The following is a 23,042-nucleotide window of genomic DNA, read 5'->3' as shown; positions in this document are numbered from 1 at the left end:
GGGGAATCAGAACAAACGCATCGAGGACGCTCAAAAAACCGCCACCCCTTTCCGAAGAAAGGGGTGGCTGAAAGCCCGATCTGAAAACGAGGGGTTTACTTCTTTCCCAAAACGACGCGGACCTGATGGGTCTTGCCGTCGGAGAACGTGGGAACCACGTTGGACGACAGCCTCTTGCCATCCACCGTAATTTCCTTCACGCCGCCATTGGCGCCGCTGGGATTCTGCACGTCGATCATGTACGTGGCGCCGCGGAACGTCCTCTTAGCCTTGAAACCTTTCCAGGCTTTCGGGATCGAGGGATCAATGATCAGCCCATCGCGGGAAGCGCGGATGCCGCAGATCCAATTGTAAGCGACCTTCTGCATCCACGAACCGGAACCGGAATACCAGGTCCAGCCGCCACGCCCGAAATTCGGGGAATCGGGACCATCCACGTTGCCCGGCGTCACATAAGGCTCGCCGTAGTAGTGATCGGGATTCAGACCGCGGTAAACAGGGTTCATGTTGGTGTAGGCCTTGTACGCCATTTCGGCATCGCCCATCATGGCCGCGGCCTGAACGCCCCAGCAAGCGGCATGCGTATAAACGCCGCCGTTCTCGCGAACGGAAGGCGCGTAACGCGACAGGTAACCGATGGTTTCATCGAGCTTGTCATAACCCGGCGTGAAGAGCAGCGGACCATATTCACGGTACAGCCACTTGTAGGCCGAATTCATGGCTGTCCGCGCCCGTTCCGGCGTCGCCGTTCCGCAGATAACCGCCCAGGTCTGCGCGTTCAAGAAGATCTTGCCGCGGTCCTGAGTCTTGCTGCCGAGCGGAATGCCGTTGTCGCGGGTCGCGCGAATGTACCATTCGCCGTCCCAAGCGTGTTCATTGACAGCGGCCTTGAGCTTTTTGGCACGGTCGAGGTAGCGCTGCGCGCGGTCTTTTTCACCGCGCTTTTCGCAAACCGGCGCAAGGCGGTTGAGCAGCCCATGGAAGAAGTGCGCAAGCCACACGGATTCGCCCTTCCACTTCGGACCGACATGGCTCATGCCGTCGTTCCAGTCGCCTTCGCCCATCAGCGGCAGGCCGCGGGGCGACCAGCGCGAAAGGACCTTCTCGTAGGAACGGCAGATGTGATCGTACACCGTGCCTTCCTGCTTCGGTTCATTGCCTTTGGTCACATACGGGGCCACTTCATCGAGGATCGACTCATCGCCGGTTTCATCGATGTAGTTGAGCGTGATGAGGGCAAGCCAAAGAAGGTCGTCGACCATTTCGGTGTGCGCGCCAATGCCCGCGCCCGGATGCCACCAGTGGTACACGGTTCCGTCGGGGAACATCTGTTCAGCATGGACCAGGATCTGCTTGCGCGTGATGTTCGGATCGGACTCGAGCATGCAGTTCGAATCCTGGAGCTGATCGCGAAAGCCTATGCCGCCGGAGCACTGATAGAAGGCGGTCTTGGCCCACATGCGGGCGCAAACAGCCTGATAGCGGTACCATTTATTGGTGACGAAGTTTAGCGCTTCGTCCGGCGTTTCGACCCACGACTTGTCCGTGAGGTCTTTCCAGTAATTCACGATGCGGTCGAGCTCTTTCTTGACCAGCGCCAGCGTGCTGTACTTCTTGATAATCGCGGGAGCCTTGGAAGCGTCTTCGATACGGGCGAGAAGGAAAACGAGCGTTTTCGATTCGCCGGCCTTGAGCTTCACATTGGCCTGCATGGCGGCAATCGGATCGCCCCATTTTTCGAGCTCGCGGCGATTCTGCACCTTGCCTTCGAGAACGGCCTTCGGATCCTGGTACGTGCCATACATGCCGACGAACGTTTCCTTGTCGCCGTCGTAAGCCGCCGGCTTCTGGTTCGTGAGCGCGAACACGCCGGTGAGCGGCGTATCTTTCAGGCCCGTCGAAATGTGCGGAGGAACCAGCGGCGGACGTTTGCGGCCGATGATGGCGCCGAGCTTGCGGTTGATCTGCACTTCGATGAAGGTCTTCTGGAATTCGCGGTGCGTTTCCGTGCCGTTGCCGAGGCACCAGTCGAAAAACGGAAACACGCTGATGTCGCGCGCCTTCTTCGTTTCGTTTGTCAGCGTCACCTGCCAGATTTCGCAGGAGTCTTCGCGCGGGACGAACATGAGCTGTTCGGTCTTGATGCCCTGATAGCGCGTCGTGAACTTCGTGTAGCCGAGACCGTAGCGGGCTTCGTACGAATCATACTTGAAGCCGGTCGGCTTCCACGTCGTGGACCAGTGCTTGCCGGTCTTGTTGTCGCGGACGTACACGTACTTGCCGTACGGGTCGCGGATGAGATCCTGGTACCACGTGGTCAGACGGGAAAGCTGGGAGTTTCCGAACCAGGAAAAACCGCCGCCCGTCTGCGTGACGACGAAGCCGTAGTTTTCATTGGCGCAGACATTGATCCACGGGCGCGGCGTGCGCGGGTTCGTGATCACGTACTCGCTGCCGTCCGCGGTGAAATGGCCGTACTTGGACGCAAACTTTTTTTCGGAAGCCGCGCCCTGCGTCGCCTGTTTCGCGCCGCTTTTGGAAGATTTCTTGGAGCTTTTTTTCTCTAACGTCATGGTCATGGTTTTGTTTTTCCTCACTTTTCGGGAGCTTGTAAGATAGCGTTGATTTGGGGAGCCACGGTATTCAGAACTTCCGCCGCGGTCTTCTTCCCATTAAAAACCAAATCTAATTGGGGGCTTAGATATTTTTCTTCGATTTCGCGCCAGCGCGAATGAAACGGGCCAAACTGAATGTACTTCACGGCCTCGTTCAGCATTTTCTTGTTCACGGGCTTGTCGGTGTTCTGCGCCCACGCGTCGGACTCGGCGACGGAAATTCTGGAAGGCTGCGCGAGACCGCGCTTGGCCAGCTCTCTCTGCCCCGCCGCGCCGGTAAGCGCCTTGATGACTTCCCACGCTTCTTTTTTGTGTTTCGACGTCTTCAGGATGGCATAGCCAGAGCCGCCGGAGCCGAAACCCCGCCCGCCCTTGGGGCTCTTCGGAAACATCGCGACGTCCCAATCGAAATCATAGCGCCGCAAGCCGGGAGTTTCCCAAACGCCGGACAAAAACATACCCAGCCTGCCGCTTGCGAACATCAAATCAATGCCCATGCCCAGGTTCGCCAGGGCCACCGGCGTGGGCATGACCTTATAAAGGTTGATCATGTCGGAATAAAACTGCAGGCCTTCGATGGCCGCGGGCTCGTTGATCCGCGTGGCCTTGGGGTTTTTTACGTCGTCGACGATCGCGCCGCCATTGCTATAAATAAAATCCTGCCACGCCCAGCCGTAGAAACCGTATTGGGTGATCCTGCCGCTCTCGTCTTTTTTCGTGAGCGCGCGCGCCATGCGCAGCATGTCGTCCCAGGTCCAATCATCCGTGGGATACTGGAGGCCGGCTTCGTCGAACAGCTTCTTATTATAGAAAACGCAGGCGAACGGCGCGACGTCGCGGGGCACCGCGTACATATTTCCTCCGACCGTGAAGCGGTCGAGAATCGTCGGAAAGTAATCTTCTTTGTGAAACTCGGGATCCGCGTCCGCATACGTCGAAAGATTTTCGAGAACACCCTTGCTCGCGAACGTCACGAAGTAATCGACCTCGGTCGCGATGATGTCGGGCGCGGCGCCACCGGCAATGCGCGTCAGGATTTTGCTGTCGTAGCCGGTATAGGGCGTGTGCTCAAACACGACCTTGATATCCGGGTGGGCCGTCTGCCAGTCTTTAATCGAGTTGGTGATGATCTCGATTTCTTCGGGGCTGCCCCAGAACGTGACTTTGATTTCTTTGTTGGTAGATTGGGAGGAGCTTCCGCCACATCCTGCCAGGGAGAAGGAAAAGAAAAACGCGAGCGCGACGCTTAGAAAAGATTTTGGAAACTTCGAAATCACAGGGCCCTCATTGGGTGATGAAAGTCGTAAATTATATCTACCCTGGCGGGCACTGTCAATTCCGCAAAACGGAAGACTCGCGCGGACGGCTAAACTTTGGGAAAGCGCATTCTCTCTAGGATGCTGTCGAGTTCGTCCAGTGAGAAATAATGAAGCTCGATCCGGCCCTGTTTCATGTTTTTCTTGGGATGAACCCGCACCTGCGTGCCCAGATGCCGCGAGAGATGGTTCTCCAGATCGACGATTTCAGGGCTCAGGTTTCTTGCCTTTTTCGGCTTGCGTTTATGCGCAAGGCTCCGGTTGACAAGGGTTTCCACCTGGCGGACGGAGAGATTTTCCTCCACGATCCTCTTGGCGATCTGCCGCTGGTGTTCCGGCGTCAGAAGCCCGAGCAGCGCCCGCGCATGCCCCGCCGAAAGCACTCCGTCGACAAGCCACCCCCGGAGGTCCTGCGGCAGCCGCAGGAGCCGGAGCGTGTTCGTGACGGCAACGCGGCTCTTGCCCAGCCTTTTGGCGATCTCGTCCTGGGAAATTTTATGGTCTTCAGCCAGCTTCTGATAGGCTTCCGCTTCTTCGATAGGATTGAGGTCTTCGCGCTGAATGTTCTCGATCAGCGCCCATTCCAGGAAATCGCTGCGCGCGATATCTTTGATGACCGCGGGAACTTTTTCCAAACCGCAGAGGATTGCGGCGCGGTACCGCCGTTCGCCGCAAATCAGCTCGTACGTTTTATCCGCGATTTTTTTAACGATGACCGGCTGCAAAATCCCCTTTTCGCGGATAGAGGCGGCCAAATCTTCAATGGCCTCTGGCTTAAATTCTTTCCGAGGCTGGTCTTCATTGGCGCGAATATGCTCGATGGGGATCATTTCCAGCGCGTTTTCAGGAAGTTTTGTCTCCGCCTGCGGCTGAGCGGCCTGAACTGCGGGAAGATCTTTGCGCACTTCGCCCGATTTGACGTACGTATCCGGAATTAATGCACTTAATCCTTTACCGAGCGCCTTCTTGATCATGATTTCCTCCTTGAGGATTTTGAACGGGTGCGGGGTTTTGTTCCTGCGCCGCGATGGGCTCATCGGAAGCTTCCTGAACCGGCTCCGGCTCCGCCGAAGATTCAGGTTTGAACCGGCGCAAAAATTCCCGCGTCATCTGCTGGTAGCTTTTGGACGCGCGATTGTGCGGATCATAAAGAACAGCGGGCTTGCCGAAGCTCGGTGCTTCCGACAGCTTAACCGCGCGAGGCACCACGGCCTCGAACACTTTGTCTTTAAAGTAATTCCGGACTTCCTCGATGACCTGCTGCGTAAGATTCGTGCGAAAATCCGCCATGGTGAGAATCACTCCGCCGATATCAAGCGCGGGATTGAGATTCGCTTGGACCAGCTGAAACGTGCTGATCAATTGCCCCAATCCTTCGAGCGCATAATACTCGCACTGCAATGGTATCATGATATAATCGCTTGCTGTTAAACAGTTTACAGTTATAAGCCCGAGTGACGGCGGGCAGTCGATGAAGATAAATTCAAAGCGCTCCTTAAGGGAAGCCAGACGCTGCGCCAAGATGAATTCTCGCCGCTCTCGGTTGATCAGTTCCAAATCCGCTCCAGACAGATCCGCATTTGCGGGAATAAGCCGCAAATTTTTAATCCCTGTCTGAATGACGATTCCCTCCGGGTCGGAATTATCCACAAGAAGTTGATAACTTGTGGATTTCAGATCTTGCTTCTCGATTCCCAGACCGCTGGTGGCATTTCCCTGCGAGTCCATGTCGATAAGAAGGGTTTTATACCCTTTCGAAGCGACGATAGTAGCCATATTTACGGCAGATGTGGTCTTTCCCACGCCGCCCTTTTGATTACAAAAAGCAAAAACATTCTTCATGATTGCCTCCCAAATGTTTCACGTGAAACATCGGCTGGCATCTTACACATCTTGATTGGAAATCTCAAGACGAAAGAGAATGTTTCACGTGAAACGGTGAAATTAGGAAGAAAAGGACGCGGCGTTCTTTTCCAAGTGGACGACGAGCAGAGAAATATCGCAGGGTGAAATTCCCGGAATCCGTGCGGCCTGAGCCACAGAGATCGGCTTGATTTTGGAGAATTTCTCTCGCGCCTCGCGGCTGATGCCCCGAATTGTCTCATAATCGATCTTTTCGGGTATTTTCTTGCGATCTAGGCGCTTTAATTTTTCAACTTCGAGATTTTGGCGAGAAATATATCCTTCATACTTAACTTCGGTTTCTACCGCGAGTTTTTCTTCTTCGGAAAGATCGGCGAGGTGGAGAGATTGGTTCTCGAGCGATTTATAGGAAATGCCGGGCCGCTTGAGATAACGGTGGAGATTGCCGCTTCCGTAGCCTTTGGCTTTTAGCGCCTGGATATCGTTTTGGATCCGTTCGTATTTTTTTTGCATGGCCTCGTCGACATTCGCCGAAATCAATCCGAATTTGCGGCCGTATTTCATCAATCTGCGGTCGGCGTTGTCTTGCCGCAGAAGAAGGCGAAATTCCGCGCGGGAAGTGAACATGCGATAGGGCTCGGGAGTTCCTTTCGTAACCAAATCATCAATCAGGACACCGATATACGCTTCGGCCCGCCCCAAAACGAACGGCCGTTCTTTGCGAATCTTGCGAATCACGTTGAGCCCGGCCATAAGGCCCTGGGCCGCGGCTTCTTCATAGCCGGAGGTGCAATTGATTTGGCCTGCCAAGAATAAATTTTCGATCTGTTTGGTTTCCAGAGAATGCTTGAGTTGGGTCGGAGGGGCGCAATCATACTCAATGGCATAGCCCAGCCGCAAAAAAGCCGCATTCTCCAAGCCGGGAATTTGTGCCACGATGCCTCTTTGAACATCTTCGGGCAGGCTGGTGGAAAGTCCATTCACATAAATCGAATCTGTATCCCGGCCTTCCGGCTCAAGATAGATCTGATGCCGTTCCTTGTCCGGAAACTTCACGATTTTATCTTCGACGGAAGGGCAATACCGCGTGCCCGTTCCTTTGATAAGACCGCCATACAGAGGTGAACGGTGCAAATTGGCGTGAATAAGTCGGTGGATTTCAGGGTTGGTGTGCGTTATAAAGCACGACAACTGTTCAACTTGCAATTCTTGGGTGCGATAAGAAAAGGGCTGCGGAGGGGCATCGCCCTTTTGTTCTTCTAGGATGCTCCAGTTAATGGTTTTGGCATCAAGACGCGGCGGAGTGCCGGTCTTGAACCTCACCAACTCGATGCCGGCCCGGCGCAGCGAATCACTCAGTCCCACCGCGGGTTTTTCGCCCGTGCGGCCGCCCGGAGTATTTTTTTCGCCGACGTGGATCAGGCCCTGCAAAAAAGTCCCGGTCGTTAAAATAACAGCCTCGGCGTAAAAGCGTTCTTCTTCCTGCGTCTGAATGCCGCAGCATTTTCCGTTTTCGATTAAAAGTTCCGTGGCCTGCGTTTCTTTGAGGATAATATTTTTTTCTGCGGCAATGATCCGCTGCATATATTGCGAGTACTGCTCCTTGTCGGCCTGAGCCCGCGGCGACCACACGGCCGGGCCCTTGGAGCGGTTGAGCATCTTGAATTGAATTCCCGTAGCATCGGTGGCGAGCGCCATTTCGCCGCCCAGGGCATCGATCTCGCGCACCATGTGGCCCTTGGCAATGCCGCCGATGGCGGGATTGCAGGACATACGTGCGACAGCCTTGGCATCCATTGTAATAAGCAGGACTTCGTGGCCTGACCGGGCGATGGAAAGGGCGGCTTCGACACCAGCATGGCCGGCGCCGACAACGATGGCGCCGAAGGTTTGGGTGGATTTCATAAGCGGGTATTGTACTTTTGCCCGCGCTTTATGACAAGCGGCGTGCCGCCGGAGAGCTTGAGAGTTTTATCCGAAGAGAGGCGGGGACTAGGTGTGCTTGGCGTCTTCGTGATGAAGCGCAACCACCACCGGCTTCACCAATCCCTGCTGGATAATCGAAAGGACGTTGTTCAAAAACCAGTAGAGCACGAGGCCTGAGGGCATTTTATAAAAAATGAACCCGAAAATGAGCGGCATGAACGCAAAGGCCTTTTGCTGGTCCGAAGGCATGCCGCCCTGCGGGTTAAGCCTTTGCTGAACAAACATGGAAGCCAGCATGAGCAGGGGAAGAAGATTGAAGCTGTGACCAATGACCGGAAGATCCCACGGCAGCATCAAAAGGCGGTCCGGCTCGGACAGGTCTTTGATCCACCATATAAAAGCAGCGCCCTTCAAGTCGATGGTTTTGTTGAGCACGTTGTAGAACGAGATGAAAACCGGGATTTGGAGGACCATGGGCAGGCAGCCGCCCATGGGGTTCACGCGGTTTTTCTTGTACAGCTCCATCATTTCCTTGTTCATCCGCGTCGGATCTTTTTTGTGGCGCTCCTGGATCGACTGGAGCCTGGGCTGCAAGGCTTTCATCTTGGCCATGGAGTTGTAGCTCATGTGCGTCAGGGGAGAGAAGAGAAGCTTAAGCAGGAACGTCAGCAGGAGGATGTCCCATCCGTAATTGCCGGTATACTTGTGGGAAAATTTCATGGCCTGCAGCAGCAAGAGTTCGAACGCGCCGAAAAACCCTCTCGAGAGGATGTTTTCAAAGCCCACGCCGAAACTCTTCAGCGTGTTGTACCGCTGCGGCCCCGCATAAACGAAAAATTGTTTGGTTATTTTCTGGCCCGCGGGCACGGACACGGGTTCCAGCTTCAAGTCCGCCCAAAGCGTATGGCCTACTTCCCGGACGTCGTAGCCCATGGCCTGGATGTCCGGCTTGACCAGCAGCGCGAAATACTTTTTGAGCAGTCCCGCCCACGCGATTTTTCCTGAAACCTCGAATCCTTTTTTGCGGATGCGGGTATGGTCGGAAGCCATGACCTTGTCGGTCCAGGCCACGGCTTCGAAATCGTGGATGCGCGTCGATTCGTTGGCTTCCGCGAGAAGCCCGAGCGAGAGATCCACGGGAAACTGCTTTTCCGTGTCCGAGAGGTTCTCGATCTCCATCTCGAGATTGATGATCGCGGATGTCCCGCTCATGAAGAACCGTTTGACGAACCGGTATTGTCCCTGCCGCTCGTAAACAAACTCGAAACTGTCGCCGTCCTGCTTATTTAATTTGAAAAGCGCGCGGCTGAGGTCCGTGGTTTCGTTGGTGAATCGGGCCGCGAATAGGCCCGGGTCTTCTCCGGTCGTATTGAGCAGCACGGCCCGCGTTCTATCGCGGTTTTCGGGATCTCCTTTATAAACCAGCCGAACCACGGAAGCGCCGAGCGTGGAAAATTCCGCTTCGTAGAGATTATTTTCAAACCGGATGATGGCGGGTGCCTCAGGCTTCTCTAGAAACGGGCCTTCGGGCGGACTCAGGGGCTTTTCGCCGTTTTCCACGGCCTGATCCGCGGCGGGAGCTGCGGCCGGACGGGCAGCGGCCGCAGGATAAAACTTTTTGAGCGCCATGGGATAAATCCACAGCACGGCCATGCACAAAACAAGCGCCATGATCTGATTGCGTTCCGGTGACGACTCTTTACTCAACGGGATCAAAGCCTCCGGGGTGAAACGGCTGGCACTTCGACAGACGCAAAAAAGTCGCCGCAGCCGCGGCCAAAAAAGGTTGCACGCGGAACGCTTCTTCCGCATACGCGGAACAGGAAGGATAGAAGCGGCAATGCGATCCAAGCAGGGGAGAAAGCAGCCGGCGATAAGCGCGGATCAAGGCGATGGCAGCGGCGTTGGGCCATGAGAAAATCCTTACGGTCTCCTGTTGATGAGGCCGCTTTTCGTCAGAAGCCCCAGAAAATCGGCTTCGATTTCGCGGCTGGCCGGCATTTTTTCGCATTTTAATACCATCAAAACCAAAGAGTAACCCGGCTTGATCTCGCCGTTGTTGTTTCTGAAAATTTCCCGCAGCCGCCGCTTCCAGACATTCCTGCGGGTTGCCAGAGGTTCGGCTTTTCTCCCGACCACGATTCCCAGTTTTGCGGGGCCTCGCTGACCGGGAGTGGGGCAGTACCACAGGTTGAGAAAAATGCCCCGCGCCTTGGTTCCTTTTTCAAAAATAGCCTTGAATTCGTTTCGCTCGCGGACTTTTTGCCCGGGCGTTAGTTTGCGATGACCTTTGGAGGAGCCGCTCATGCTTGAGGCGATCGCCCTCTTGGCCGGCATCGTCAGCGCGCGGGCCAAGCGGGACTATTTTTTGTAAATGGGAATCAGGCGCTTTCTGCCTTTTCTGCGCCGGCGTTTCAAAACTTCCCGTCCGCCCTTGGTTTTGACTCTGGCGAGATACCCGTGTTTAGTACGACGTTTGCGTTTGGATGGCTGGTATGTTCTTTTCACTTGAAACCCTTTCTTAACGACATCTTTGACACGGGCCCGGGAACTTTTTTAAAAATGTCCCTGCCGCCCCGAAGAGGTTGGGATTATATAACAAATCTTTCACGGCAACAATCGCATATTCGGATTGCGTGCGCCGGAGAAAACGGGCGCGGCCGCGCGCTCCGGCTAAAATCCCGTAGACATTTCACTGCCCAGGGGTAAAATACCCTGCTTCACTTCGCAAGGATCACCGCAGCGGCATTCTCACTCGAATAAGCTGTGAATATCCTTTGGTATTGCGGTTTCTTTCTGTGAATAAAACTAACCCAACGTTCCTCTTTAGCCTGTCATACCGGTCTTTTTAGCTGTGGATAATCAACTCGTGAACGAAAAATCCAACGTGACCTCTGCCGCGAACTCTTTTGCCGCACGCGAATCCTGGGAGAAAATTTTCCTCCTTCTTTCGCGCGAGCTGAGCGACCAATCCCGCAAGGCATGGTTCGAACCCATTCAATGCCTGGCGTTGACCGACACGGAGATCGTGCTCGGGGTTCCCAACGAATATTTCGGGGGCTGGATCCGAGATAAATATCAGGCGATTCTTCAGAACGGCGTGAAAGAAGTCCTTGGCGGCCCGCGGGAAATTTCTTTTGCGGTCGTGGCGGAAGAAAAACCCGTTCCCGATGCCCGCGTTCCCGAATCTCCCCGCGTAGAGCCTTCTGCGGCCCAGGGGCCGACCACCGTTCAGGAAGCGGCGCTCAACCGCCGCTACACGTTTGATGACTTCGTTGTGGGGCCCGGAAACCGGTTTGCCCATGCGGCTTCGGTCGCTGTAAGTGAGGCTCCGGCAAAGAATTACAATCCTCTTTTCATCCATGGTCCCGTAGGGCTGGGCAAGACGCATCTCATGCAGTCCATCGCCCATGAAATGAAGCGCCGCTACCCGCACTTCCGCGTCCTTTACATTTCGAGCGAAAAGTTCACCAACCAGCTGATCACCGCCATCCAAACCCGCTCGACCCAGCAATTCCGCGCCAAGTACCGGACGCTCGACCTGCTTCTCATCGACGACATCCACTTCATCGCGGAAAAAGAAGCGACCCAGGAAGAATTTTTTCACACGTTCAATACGCTCTACGACGCTCATAAACAAATCGTGGTGTCGAGCGACCGCTCTCCAAGGGAAATCCCCGGTCTCGAAGAACGTTTGATCTCCCGTTTCGGATGGGGCCTTGTGACCGATATCCAGCCGCCGGACTTCGAGACGCGCGTCGCCATCCTCAAGAAAAAAATGGAGAAAGAAACGGTTTATGTTCCCGACGAAGTTTGCTTTTTCATCGCAAGCCAGTTCAAGTCCAACGTCCGGGAACTCGAAGGTGCGCTGATCCGCGTGGTAGCTTATTGCGCGCTCACCAACAAGCCAATTTCTTTGGAGCTCACCAAAGAAATCCTTCATCATTCCATGCAGGAAGAAGAAAAGAAAATCAGCATGGAAAAAGTCCAGCGCCTGGTTTCGGAATACTTTCACATCAAGGTCTCGGACCTCAGGTCAAAGCGGCGGACCAAATCCGTGGCTGAGCCGCGCCAGATCGCCATGTACCTCATCCGAACCCTGACCACGCATTCCTTTCCGGAGATTGGGGAATACTTCGGGGGACGAGACCATACCACGGTCCTCCATGCTTACAATAAAGTGTCCAAAGACATCCTCACCGACACAAAAAAAATGCGCATGCTCGAGGAAATCAAAGATATGTTGAAGAAAAGCGCCTAGTTATCAACATGTTTTGTTTCTTCTAACTCTTTTTAAAACGGGCGGATGCAACACTTATTCACATATTGACATTCCCTAATAAGATGATGACTATAATTATATTTTTGATAAAATAGCCTCTTAAAAGTAAAGGGCTCTCACCCATGGAAATCTTAATCTCCAAAAGCAGTCTTCAGCAAGGCGTAGGACTTGTCAGCGGCGTTACCTCCACGAAAACAAACACCCTTCCTATTTTGAGCAATCTTCTCATGGAAACCGAAGGGGATGGCAGCGTGCGCCTTGTGGGGACGGATTTGGAAGTGGGGATTTCCACGCTTCTTCCCGCGAAAGTTATTAAAGAAGGAAGCATTACGATTCCCGCCAAGAAGATCCAGGAGATCGTGCGCGAGCTTCCTGATGGCGAAGTGGAGATCTCAGTGGCTAAGAATAACGCCATCAACATCCGCGGCGGCAAAGCCTTCTTCAAAATCATGGGACTTGCGAAGGAAGATTATCCGAAGCTGCCGGAATTTGACGAGAAGAACACGGTGGAGATCGACCAGTCTCTGGTCAAGGAAAGCTTCGAGCTTACGTCGTTTGCCATTTCTTACGATGAAACGCGCTATGTGCTGAACGGGGTTTTGCTCACCATCCAGGGCGACCAGATCAAGTTCGTGGCCACCGACGGCCGGCGGCTTGCCTTCATCGACAAAAAGCTCGCGAAGGCTGCCAAACAAAACTTTGAATTGATCATCCCCACGAAAGCGGTCCAGGAAGTCATGAAAAACCTGGGATGGGAAGGCGCCGTCAAGATTTCCCCGTCCAAAAATCAGGTGATCTTCCAGATCGGCGACACGCTTATTTTTTCGCGCGTCATCGAAGGAAATTTTCCGAATTACGAGCAAGTCATTCCAAAAAGCGAAAAAACGTTTTCTCAGGCAAGCCGCGAAGATTTTTTGCAGGCGGTCCGCCGGACCTCACTGCTGACCTCTGCGGATTCGCCGGCCGTGAAACTGGATTTCGTAAAGGGGAAGATCCTCATTTCCTCCCGGTCGCCGAATCTTGGCGAAGCCAAGGAAGAATTGTCCGCGGATGTGAAAGGCGAGGATCTCGCCATTGGATTCAACCCGCAGTACTTGATCGATGTCCTGAAGAACCTCGACATTGACAACATTTCGATCTCCTTGTCGGATCCGGATAAGCCGGGCCTTGTCAAAGGCAAGGAAGGCTACCTTTACGTGATTATGCCGATGCAGCTCAACTGATTATGAAGAGCCTGAAAGAATGCCTCCCGGATGTTCTGTCTGGCATGAGAACGCCGGAAAAAACAAAACGCCAAACCCTGATCGATTCCTGGGGTGCCATCGCGGGTCCCGCCGTTGCTCCCCATACGCGACCGTCGCTTGCCGATGATGGAAGGCTTTTTGTCTGGGTGGACCAGTCGTCCCTTGCGTTTGAGCTAAACCAAAATTACCGGCAGTCGATTTTAAAAAGAGTCCAGGCCGTGCTGGGGGAGCAAGCGGTCCAGAAAGTTTTTTTCCGGGTGGGCCAGCTGAGATGAGCCCGAGGACGGAACGACAGCCTTCGCGAAAAAAATGAACGGAGATAGGCGATGCCTAAACTTGAAAGCGTGGCAACGATGAAAGAAAAAAAGAAAAAAACCGCGGGAAAGAGCGAATCGGGGGGCGCGAAATACGACGCGACACAGATTCAGGTCCTGGAGGGTGTCGAGGCGGTCCGTAAAAGGCCGGGCATGTACATCGGCGATACGACGCTCCGCGGCCTGCATCACCTCGTCTACGAAGTCGTGGACAACTCGATCGACGAAGCGCTGGCGGGCCACGCCACGGAAGTTGTGGTCGTCATCCGCGAAGACGGCAGCGTTCAGGTTACCGACGACGGCCGCGGCATCCCGGTAGACCTGCACAAGACGCAGAAAAAATCCGCGCTGGAAGTCGTCATGACCACGCTTCATGCCGGCGGCAAATTCGACAACAAGGCCTACCGCGTTTCCGGCGGTCTTCACGGCGTCGGCGTCTCCGTGACCAATGCCCTTTCTTCCTGGTGCGAGGTGGAAGTTTACCGCGACGGGAAGATTTATTTTCAAAAATACAAGAAGGGCCATCCGGCCAGCAAGGTGGATGTGATCGGAAAAACGACCCTGCGGGGGACGCGCGTTTCGTTCATGGCGGACACGGAAATCTTTCCGAGCATCGAGTTCAGTTTTGATACGCTTTCCAACCGCCTGCGCGAGCTCGCCTTTTTGAACAAGGGCGTCAAGACGGTCATCCGTGACCAGCGCGACAAAAAAGAAATCAAAGAGCACGTCTTTTTTTACAAGGGCGGCATCTCCGAATTCATCCAGTACCTGAACCGCAAGAAGGCCGCGCTTCACAAAAAAATATTTTATGTGGACCGCGAAAAAGACGGCATCCAGGTCGAGGCTGCGTTTCAGTACAACGACAGCTTCACCGAGGAGGTTTTTTCCTTCGCGAATAACATCAACACGGTTGAAGGCGGCACGCACTTCAGCGGCTTCAAGACGGCGCTGACGCGCGCCACCAACCAATACGCCAAGACCAAGGACATGCTGAAGGGCATCGAGGGAACGCTCTCCGGCCCCGATCTCATGGAAGGTCTCACGGCCGTTATCAGCGTCAAGGTGCCGCAGCCGCAGTTTGAAGGGCAAACGAAAACCAAGCTCGGAAACGGCGAAGTTGAAGGTATCGTGTACTCCGTGATCTACGACGGCCTGCAGCAGTTTTTCGAAGAAAACCCGCCCATGGCCAACAAGATCATCGAAAAGGCCGTGCTGGCGCTCCGCGCGCGCGAGGCGGCCCGCAAGGCGAGAGAGCTGACTCGCCGCAAGGGCGCGCTCGACAGCTTTGCGCTTCCCGGAAAACTGGCGGATTGTTCGGACGATGACCCGAAAAACGGCGAGCTGTATCTGGTCGAAGGTGACTCCGCCGGCGGCTCCGCTAAGCAGGGAAGGGACCGGCGTTTCCAGGCCATTCTTCCTCTCCGCGGAAAAATTATCAACGTGCAGAAGGCGCGCATCGACAAGGTGCTTTCCAACGAGGAAATCCGCACGATCATTACGGCGATCGGCACGAGCATCGATGCGGAATTCAATATGGAAAAATTGCGCTACCACAAAATCATCATCATGTGCGACGCCGACGTGGACGGAAGCCACATCCGCACCCTGCTCCTGACGTTTTTTTACCGGCAGATGCGTAAGCTTATCGAGGGCGGCCATATTTTTATCGCGCAGCCGCCGCTTTACAAAATCAAAAAGGGCAAGCAGGAAGAGTACGTGCAGACCGAAGAGAAGATGAACGAAATGCTTCTGACGCTCGGCTGTTCGGACATCGTGCTTTCCAAGGCCGGTTCGAAAGTCGAATTTACCGGCAAGGATCTGCGCGAGCTGGTCGGTCTCATCCAAGGCATGGAAGACCTCGAGGTCTCGCTCGCCCGCAAAGGCGTCCATCTCGAGACTTTCCTGAAGGCGCGCGACGCGAAAAAGGGGTACCCGAAATTTTTTGTCCGCATTTTCGAAGACGGTTCTGAGAAGTTCTTTTATTCGGAATCCGACCTGCGCGCGGCGTGCGAGGAGCTGGATAAAAAGGCGCCGGCCAAAGAGGAAGAGAAATCCGAGAAGCCCGCCAAGGCCGAAAAAGGCGACAAGGCGGACAAGGGCGCCGAGGAAGGCGTGTCCGCGACGACTTACGAATGGAGCGAAGTCCCCGAAGGCAACGAATTCGAAAAAATCGAGAAACATTTTTCGAAACACAAGCTCACGATCGAGGATTTCTGGGGCGACGAGAAAAACGGTTTCGACATCCAGCGCGAAAAATCCAAGGTGACCGTGAAGTCGCTTGCCGACTCGCTGCGCTGGATCAAGGAGCACGGCAAAGAAGGCATGACAATGCAGCGCTACAAAGGCTTGGGCGAAATGAACCCGACCCAGCTGTGGGAAACCACCATGGATCCGGGAACGCGCACGGTGCTTCGCGTCACCTTGGACGACGCGGTGCAAGCCGAAGAAATCTTCACGGTCCTCATGGGTGACCAGGTCGAAGACCGCCGCGAATTCATCCAGCGGCATGCCCGGGCCGTCCGGAACCTCGACATTTAATAGCGGCGATCCCGCAAAACTACAAAAGGCAGAGGATTATGGCTGACGAAAAAAATCTCTATGCGATGAACGAAAAAATCATCCCGGTTCCGATCGAAGACGAAATGCGGGATTCGTACATCGACTACGCGATGTCCGTCATCGTGGGCCGCGCTCTGCCCGACGTGCGCGACGGCCTGAAGCCGGTGCACCGCCGCATCCTGTACGCGATGAACGACCTCGGCATCGTGCACAACAAACCCTACCGCAAGTCCGCGCGTATCGTCGGTGAAGTGCTCGGTAAATACCACCCGCACGGCGACACCTCGGTCTATGACAGTTTGGTCCGCATGGTGCAGGACTTTTCGCTCCGCTATCCGCTTGTTGACGGCCAGGGGAATTTCGGCTCGATCGACGGCGACAACGCGGCCGCCATGCGTTACACGGAAGCGCGCCTCGAGGCCGTCAGCCGCGAACTCCTCGAAGACATTGAAAAGGAAACCGTCAACTTCGTCCCGAACTTCGACGAATCGCTAAAAGAGCCGGTTGTCCTGCCGTCGGCCATCCCGAATTTGCTTATCAACGGCTCGAGCGGCATCGCCGTCGGCATGGCCACGAACATTCCGCCGCACAACCTCAAGGAAGTCGTGCAGGGCATCATTGCCGTCATCGAAAATCCCGCCGTGACCATCAAGGAACTGGGAAAGCTCATCAAGGGCCCTGATTTTCCCACCGGCGGCATCATCATGGGCCGCGACGGCATCAAGAAATACCAGGAAACCGGACGCGGCAGGATCGTGGTGCGTGCCAAGGCGGCCATCGAAACCGGCCCGAAAAAGGATGCCATCATCATCACCGAAATTCCGTACATGGTGAACAAGACGAACCTCATCGAATCGATCGTTTCGCTCGTCGAGAACAAGAAGATCGAGGGCATTTCCGACATCCGCGACGAGTCGGACCGCGACGGCATGCGGCTTATGATCGAATTAAAGAAGGATGCGATCGCTCAGGTCATCCTGAACCAGCTCTACAAGCACACGCAGATGCAGGAAACTTTCGGCGTCATCATGCTGGCGCTGGTCGACGGACAGCCGCGTGTCATGAACGTGAAGCAGGTCATCGAGCAGTTCATTAATTTCCGGATCGAAGTCATCACGCGCAGGACGAAATTCGACCTCGAAAAGGCCGAGCGGCGCGCGCACATCCTGGAAGGCCTGAAAATCGCGATCGCGAACCTCGACAAGGTCATCAAGATCATCCGCTCTTCGAAAAATCCGGAAGAAGCCAAGAAGTCGCTGCTTGCCCAGCTGAAGCTGACCGAGCCGCAGGCCAAGGCCATTCTCGAAATGCAGCTGCAGCGCCTGACCGCGCTCGAGCGCGAGAAGATCGACGAGGAATACCTCGGCCTCATCAAGCTCATCGAAGAGCTGCGCTCCATCCTGAAAAGCCGCACCAAAATGCTCGGCGTCATCAAGAAGGAATCGGAAGCGCTCATCGAGAAATACGGCGACGAACGCCGCACTCAGATCGTGGCCGCCGAAGAAGACATCGACATCGAGGATTTGATCGCCGAAGAGGACGTCGTAGTGACGATGTCTTTCGCGGGCTACATCAAGCGCATCCCTGTTTCCATGTACCGGCGCCAACGCCGCGGCGGGTCCGGTGTCACGGGCTCGGGGCTTCGCGACGACGAAGATTTCATCCAGCACATGTTCCTGGCCTCGACGCACGAGACCATCATGTTCTTCACCAACACGGGCCGTTGCTACTGGCGCAAGGCCTATGAGCTGCCGCAGGCATCCCGTCAGGCCAAGGGCAAGGCGATCGTGAACCTGCTTTCGCTCCGCCCGGGAGAGAGCATCACGAGCTTCCTTCACATGAAGGAGTTCGACGACAAGCGCTCGATTGTCATGGTGACTAAAAACGGCGTGATCAAACGGACGAACCTGATTCACTATTCTCGCCCGCGCGCCAACGGCATTACCGCGATCAATCTGCGCGACAAAGACGAACTGGTCGGATGCGCGCTCGTTTCAAAGAAAGACGAGATCTTCATCGCAAGCCGTGACGGCAAAGCCATCCGGTTTTCGGAGAAAGATGTCCGTGACATGGGGCGCACCGCGAGCGGCGTGCGCGGCATGAATCTCGACAAGGGCGACCGCGTCATTGCCGTGGAAGTCGTGGACCCGAACGCCACCGCGCTCAGTGTGACCGAGCTCGGTTTCGGCAAAAAATCCAAATTCAAAGATTACCGCCTGCAGTCCCGCGGCGGCAAAGGCGTCATCAACGTCAAAGTCACACCCAAGAATGGCAAGGTCGTCTGCCTGCTGGCCGTTCAGGAACAGGACGAAGTCATCGTCGTGACGACCGGCGGGATGGTGGTTCGCAGCCCGGTGGATCAGATCCGCATTTCCGGGCGCAACGCGCAGGGCGTGCGGCTCATCCGTTTGAAAGACGGGCACAAAGTTGCCGCGGCCGCGCGCGTCGTGGAAAAAGACGATGCCGAAGGCGCCCAGCTCGAACTTCCCGAAGCGGATGAAAAATAACCGGAGCTGCAACCGCGGTCTCTAATTCCCCGGAGAGTATTTTCCAAGGACAGTCCCTGTTTTTTAAAGGAGTTGGTTGTGCTCGATCTCAAATGGATTCGTGAAAATTCGGACAAAGTTCGCGAAGGCCTTAAAGCCAAGAACGTCACATTGGATCTCGACGGATTGCTGCGTCTGGATCAGGAAAGACGCGGCTATCTTCATGAGGCCGACCAGCTCAAGGCCAAACGCAACCAGGTGAACGATGAAATCGCCCGCCTTAAGAAGTCCGGACAGCCCGCCGACCAGGTTATCGCCTCCATGAAGGAGGTTTCCCAAAAAATCAAAGATTTAGACGATAAAGTGGGGGATGTTTCTCAAAAGATAGCCGGATTTGAACTCATGATCCCAAATGTTCCTCATGAATCGGTTCCCATTGCCCGTGGGGCCGAGGGGAATAAGATCGTGCGAACCTGGGGTGAGCCGAGGAAGTTCAACTTCAAGCCCGCCAATCACTTAGAGCTTGGCGCCGAGCGCAATGCCTTGTTTTCCATGGCCTGGGGAGCAAAACTGACCGGATCCGGATTTCCGGTTTACCGCGGGCTGGGCGCAAGGCTGGAGCGCGCACTCATTAATTTCATGATCGATTTGCATGTCTCCAAGCACAAATTCACCGAGGTGTGGCCGCCGGCGCTTGTGAATCGTGCGTCGATGACCGGCACGGGACAGCTTCCCAAAATGGAAGAGGACATGTACCGCCTGAAAGAGGAGGACTTTTTTCTGATCCCTACGGCCGAGGTGCCGGTGACGAACATCCACCGCGACGATGTTCTTCAGGAAAAAGATCTTCCGGTTTATTACACCGCGTATTCGCCGTGCTTTCGCCGCGAGGCCGGTTCCTACGGAAAAGACACGCAGGGTCTCATGCGCGTGCATCAGTTCGACAAGATCGAGATGGTGAAGTTCGTGAAGCCGGAATCTTCGATGGACGAACTGGAGTCGCTCACGGGCTGCGCAGAAGCCGTGCTGCAGGCCCTCGAGCTTCCTTACCGCGTCGTCCTTCTCGGAAGCGGGGACATGAGCTTCGCGGCCGCGAAATGCTACGATCTCGAAGTGTGGGCGCCCGGCACGGAAAAATGGTTCGAGGTCTCGAGCTGCAGCACTTTCGGGGATTTCCAGGCGAGAAGGGCCAATATCCGCTTCCGCCGCGAGGCCACAAACAAGCTGGAATTCGTCCACACGCTGAACGGCTCAGGCGTTGCTCTGGCGCGTACGGTGCTTTGTATCATCGAAAACTTTCAAACGGCGGAAGGCAAGATCGAATTTCCCAAGGCCCTGAAGCCGTATCTCGAGCCGCCCAAATAAATCATGCCGGTTTTTTGAAATCGGCATATAATAACCGGCTTGCAATTCCGGTTGGAGCCTCTGGAACTCGGCCCCGCACATCTGCGTTTTGGGAGGAGTGGCAGAGTGGTCGAATGCGGCGGTCTTGAAAACCGTTAGGGTCGCAAGGCTCTCGTAGGTTCGAATCCTACCTCCTCCGAAATTATTTTGAAATCCTTTGATGGCTTATGGAGAGGTCGCATAGCCCGGCTTAGTGCGGCGGTTTGCTAAACCGCTGTGGCGTTAACCCGCCACCGGGGGTTCAAATCCCCCCCTCTCCGCCATTTTCCAACCCAAGGGGTTTGAAGCGGCTCCGTTCGGGCGAAGTAGACAAATCCCAAACTTTGCGACTCTTACCCCCTTTCACCAACCGCATTTTCGCAGGAGACCCCATGCAAACATCCACGGAACTCCAGAACGATATCTCTCTCGAACAGGCGCGCGCGGCCGTCACCGCCGCCGTCAACAAATCCAAGGAACTCGGCGTGAAAATGAACATCGCGCTCGTGGATGCCGGTGCCAACCTCAAGGCCTTTGCCCGCATGGATGGGGCCTGGCTAGGCTCCATCGACATCTCCATCAAAAAGGCAAAGACCGCGCGCTTTTTTGACATGCCCACGGGTGCGATCGGCAAGCTTTCCCAGCCGGGCGGTTCCCTTTACGGGATCGAACACTCGAACCAGGGGCTGATCAGCTTTCCGGGCGGCGTTCCCATCAAGAATAAGGAAGGGCAGGTGATCGGCGGGGTCGGCGTTTCCGGAAGCACCGTCGAAAACGACGCCGCTGTTGCCGAGGCGGCAGCCAAGACCTTCGCCTAGCGGGCGGGTAAAGAGGAAGGTTTCCGAAAATCCCGCCGGAGAACCGGCGGGATTTCATTATGAACGATAGAAATTAGGCAATCTTTCTTCCGCGGCACATGCCCGCCATGAGGGAAGTATCCTCTTCGATCTCGGAAGCTTCGATCGAAACGGTTTCCGCATAACCCATGCTGCGAAATTCTTCTTCGCGGGTCTCGCGGCTGTCTTCAGGCCGCACATCCCAATCCGGCACTTCCGTATCTTCGAACTCCGCACCGAAACGTTTAGGGTCGCTCATCGCGCACCTCCTTTTTGACCGCAGTTTAAACAAAAACAAAAAAGCCGGATGTCAGGTCAAAGAGAATTTCCGTACCGGCAAATACACTAGGCCTTAGACGTGAAGCAAGCGCGGTCTTTCTGTGCCGCGCGAACTTTTTGCGTTATACTTTCTTCCATTACCCATGTCATCCAGCGCCGATCGATCCACCCAACCGAAAAAATACAAAGGCAAGCGCGCAATGGCCGTGCGTTTCGGCATCGGCGTGCTCCGCCGGATTTACGGTCAGCGTCCCTGGCCCGTGACGGCGGTCCGGCTCTTGGATCGAGTCGGCAAATGGATAGCGCTGACGCCGCCTCTCCAGGAATGCATTTCTTCCGGGGCCTCGATCCGGAATCCTTTTTTGTCGGAATTTTTCAGAGATGTGGAAGTCGGAAACACGAGCTTGACGGTTCCCACCCTTGATTTTCTCGAGGCCCAAATCAAATCTTTCGCGCCACAATTGATCTTCGAGTTCGGCAGCGGCATCAGCACAGTCTGCCTCGCGCGCTTTATGCAAGAGCTCCACGGTCCCAGCGGAGAGAGAAGGGTGCTATCGGTCGATCAGGACGACGGCTACGCGGAAATCACGCGCGGGCTGCTGAAGAAAGCAGGACTGGACAACATGGCCGGCGTGTTTGTCGCGCCGCTTGGCGCGCAAGAGATCAACGGCCACACCATCCGGTGCTATGAAATGAAAGACATCGGCACATTTTTCGGCGGCCGCAAGGCGGACTTTGTCTTGATCGACGGCCCCTTTGACAGGGAAACGCCAAGCCGGTACGGAACTCTGCCGCAAATCCGGCCTTTTCTCAAAAGCGGAACGCCTTTTTTTCTGGACGATGCTTTCCGTGCCAAGGAACTTCTCATTGCCGCCCTTTGGAAAAAACTGCCCTATATCCGGCTGCGGGGCATCCATCCCGTCGGCAAAGGCCTGCTGGAAGGCCGCGTCCTGTAAGCCGCGGGGAGGCAATTCCTGTTAAAAGCTGTTATCATTAAGATGAGTGCCGGAACGCTCCGGCACCGGCCTGCGGAGGCGCCGTGAAAACGCTTTTTATCGTGGATGACGAAGAAGACCTGATCAAGATCCTTTCCGTGCAGCTCATCAAAGTCGGGTACAAGGTGGTCAGCGCCTACCGGTACCATGAAGCGCTCGGCCTTATCGACCAGCACAAGCCCGATTTTTTCCTTTTGGATTATGTGATCGCGGGGGAAAGCGGCGCGGATTTATGCAGGTGGATCCGAGGCAAGCCGGAACTGGAAAGCGTTCCCGTTGTTTTTATGACGGCAAGTCCCCAGATGTTGACGCCCCGCCACATGCAGTCCATCCGAGCTTCCGATTATCTGATCAAGCCTTTCCACTTCGCGGAACTCCTGGAAAAAATTAATGGATTTTTGAAAACGTAAGAAGAAGCGCGTCTCAGTACGCGGCCGGCCCGCTCCGGCATGCCCCTTCGCCCGGGGCGAAGGGAAGCCCAGCCCTAGCGGATCGCTTATTTCCCTCTATACAGCACCCCCCATTTTTAGATATACTTTCCCCCTCTTATCGAAGGGCCCCACATAATCCCTCGAAGCCATTTTCGTTTGATTTCATGCGCCCGTAGCTCAATTGGATAGAGCATCTGACTACGGATCAGAAGGTTCCAGGTTCGACTCCTGGCGGGCGCGCTCTTCTTCTAAGGCGTAAGCTGACGACCCACAGCGGCTTACGCCTTTTTTCGTCATAGGCTCTATCCAATTGAGCCACTCACGCAAACCGCTACTTTCCGGGTAGTTGTGTCACCAAAATGACACCGAGAGCGGTGTCGCTTCTTTGACAGGCAAGGGCTTTGGGGATAAAATGGTTTCACAGTTGCGGTGTCATGCAGGTTCGATTCCTGCTATGCGCAGTGTAAAGAAACCTCCGTTGCAACAAAAAGGCTAGAAGTGGAAGTCGAATTA

At 55.1% G+C, this 23,042-nt stretch carries 18 protein-coding genes, 3 tRNA genes and 1 pseudogene; 12 read left to right on the top strand and 10 right to left on the bottom strand.

Translation table 11 applies throughout. The features are described 5' to 3' along the window. Window positions 1-95 precede the first annotated feature (95 nt). From VL688_07955 to rpmH, 9 genes and pseudogenes are all read right to left on the bottom strand, one after another. Window positions 96-2,579, bottom strand: coding sequence for a glycosyl transferase family 36 (locus tag VL688_07955; GenBank protein ID HTL47978.1), 2,484 nt, complete (start codon window positions 2,577-2,579; stop codon window positions 96-98). 14 nt (window positions 2,580-2,593) lie between these two features. Then, window positions 2,594-3,892, bottom strand: a complete 1,299-nt coding sequence (locus tag VL688_07950; protein HTL47977.1) for a sugar ABC transporter substrate-binding protein — start codon at window positions 3,890-3,892, stop codon at window positions 2,594-2,596. 89 nt (window positions 3,893-3,981) lie between these two features. Further along, entirely contained in the window at window positions 3,982-4,905 is a 924-nt protein-coding gene (locus tag VL688_07945) for a ParB/RepB/Spo0J family partition protein (GenBank protein HTL47976.1), read from the bottom strand. A gap of 115 nt (window positions 4,906-5,020) precedes the next feature. Continuing rightward, window positions 5,021-5,773: pseudogene (locus VL688_07940) on the bottom strand (AAA family ATPase). 102 nt (window positions 5,774-5,875) lie between these two features. Beyond that, window positions 5,876-7,699 (bottom strand): tRNA uridine-5-carboxymethylaminomethyl(34) synthesis enzyme MnmG, encoded by a 1,824-nt coding sequence (mnmG, locus tag VL688_07935; GenBank protein ID HTL47975.1) that lies wholly within the window; start codon window positions 7,697-7,699, stop codon window positions 5,876-5,878. 87 nt (window positions 7,700-7,786) lie between these two features. After that, window positions 7,787-9,427 (bottom strand): membrane protein insertase YidC, encoded by a 1,641-nt coding sequence (gene yidC / locus VL688_07930; GenBank protein ID HTL47974.1) that lies wholly within the window; start codon window positions 9,425-9,427, stop codon window positions 7,787-7,789. Then, a complete protein-coding gene (gene yidD / locus VL688_07925) occupies window positions 9,420-9,641 on the bottom strand; it encodes a membrane protein insertion efficiency factor YidD (GenBank protein ID HTL47973.1) in 222 nt (73 codons plus the stop codon). The genes yidC and yidD overlap by 8 nt, the downstream gene beginning before the upstream one ends. 2 nt (window positions 9,642-9,643) lie before the next feature. Further along, window positions 9,644-10,075 carry a ribonuclease P protein component gene (gene rnpA / locus VL688_07920; GenBank protein HTL47972.1) on the bottom strand — a complete coding sequence of 144 codons (432 nt, stop codon included), beginning with the start codon at window positions 10,073-10,075 and terminating at the stop codon, window positions 9,644-9,646. A 6-nt stretch (window positions 10,076-10,081) separates the two neighbouring features. After that, on the bottom strand, window positions 10,082-10,228 hold the full coding sequence (gene rpmH, locus VL688_07915) for a 50S ribosomal protein L34 (GenBank protein HTL47971.1): 147 nt from the start codon (window positions 10,226-10,228) through the stop codon (window positions 10,082-10,084). Between the two features lie 361 nt (window positions 10,229-10,589). Here rpmH and dnaA point away from each other — a divergent pair, with 361 nt between their 5' ends. From dnaA to VL688_07870, 9 genes are all read left to right on the top strand, one after another. Next, window positions 10,590-11,981: a chromosomal replication initiator protein DnaA gene (dnaA, locus tag VL688_07910; protein HTL47970.1), complete on the top strand. Its 1,392-nt coding sequence runs from the start codon at window positions 10,590-10,592 to the stop codon at window positions 11,979-11,981. 143 nt (window positions 11,982-12,124) lie between these two features. After that, a complete protein-coding gene (gene dnaN / locus VL688_07905; protein ID HTL47969.1) occupies window positions 12,125-13,225 on the top strand; it encodes a DNA polymerase III subunit beta in 1,101 nt (366 codons plus the stop codon). A gap of 2 nt (window positions 13,226-13,227) precedes the next feature. After that, on the top strand, window positions 13,228-13,521 hold the full coding sequence (locus tag VL688_07900) for a DUF721 domain-containing protein (GenBank protein ID HTL47968.1): 294 nt from the start codon (window positions 13,228-13,230) through the stop codon (window positions 13,519-13,521). Window positions 13,522-13,599: 78 nt separating this feature from the next. Beyond that, window positions 13,600-16,098, top strand: coding sequence for a DNA topoisomerase (ATP-hydrolyzing) subunit B (gene gyrB / locus VL688_07895; GenBank protein ID HTL47967.1), 2,499 nt, complete (start codon window positions 13,600-13,602; stop codon window positions 16,096-16,098). 38 nt (window positions 16,099-16,136) lie between these two features. Next, window positions 16,137-18,626 (top strand): DNA gyrase subunit A, encoded by a 2,490-nt coding sequence (gene gyrA / locus VL688_07890; GenBank protein HTL47966.1) that lies wholly within the window; start codon window positions 16,137-16,139, stop codon window positions 18,624-18,626. Between the two features lie 78 nt (window positions 18,627-18,704). Next, on the top strand, window positions 18,705-19,970 hold the full coding sequence (gene serS, locus VL688_07885) for a serine--tRNA ligase (protein HTL47965.1): 1,266 nt from the start codon (window positions 18,705-18,707) through the stop codon (window positions 19,968-19,970). 91 nt (window positions 19,971-20,061) lie between these two features. Then, a tRNA-Ser gene (locus VL688_07880) sits at window positions 20,062-20,148 on the top strand. 30 nt (window positions 20,149-20,178) lie between these two features. After that, window positions 20,179-20,272: transfer RNA gene (locus tag VL688_07875), tRNA-Ser, on the top strand. A 108-nt stretch (window positions 20,273-20,380) separates the two neighbouring features. Beyond that, entirely contained in the window at window positions 20,381-20,806 is a 426-nt protein-coding gene (locus VL688_07870) for a heme-binding protein (GenBank protein ID HTL47964.1), read from the top strand. A 73-nt stretch (window positions 20,807-20,879) separates the two neighbouring features. Here VL688_07870 and VL688_07865 read toward each other — a convergent pair whose 3' ends face one another. Further along, window positions 20,880-21,083: a hypothetical protein gene (locus VL688_07865; protein HTL47963.1), complete on the bottom strand. Its 204-nt coding sequence runs from the start codon at window positions 21,081-21,083 to the stop codon at window positions 20,880-20,882. A 220-nt stretch (window positions 21,084-21,303) separates the two neighbouring features. Here VL688_07865 and VL688_07860 point away from each other — a divergent pair, with 220 nt between their 5' ends. The 3 genes from VL688_07860 (at window position 21,304) to VL688_07850 (ending at window position 22,769) form a co-directional block, all read left to right on the top strand. After that, window positions 21,304-22,059, top strand: a complete 756-nt coding sequence (locus tag VL688_07860; protein HTL47962.1) for a class I SAM-dependent methyltransferase — start codon at window positions 21,304-21,306, stop codon at window positions 22,057-22,059. Window positions 22,060-22,142: 83 nt separating this feature from the next. Next, window positions 22,143-22,508, top strand: coding sequence for a response regulator (locus VL688_07855; GenBank protein HTL47961.1), 366 nt, complete (start codon window positions 22,143-22,145; stop codon window positions 22,506-22,508). 187 nt (window positions 22,509-22,695) lie between these two features. Next, window positions 22,696-22,769: transfer RNA gene (locus VL688_07850), tRNA-Arg, on the top strand. Window positions 22,770-23,042 lie beyond the last annotated feature (273 nt).

Source organism: Verrucomicrobiia bacterium, assembly GCA_035495615.1.
GTDB lineage: Bacteria > Omnitrophota > Omnitrophia > Omnitrophales > Aquincolibacteriaceae > DATJFP01.
Note: the sequence above shows the minus strand (reverse complement) of the source record. Positions and strands in the feature narration are given on the sequence as shown.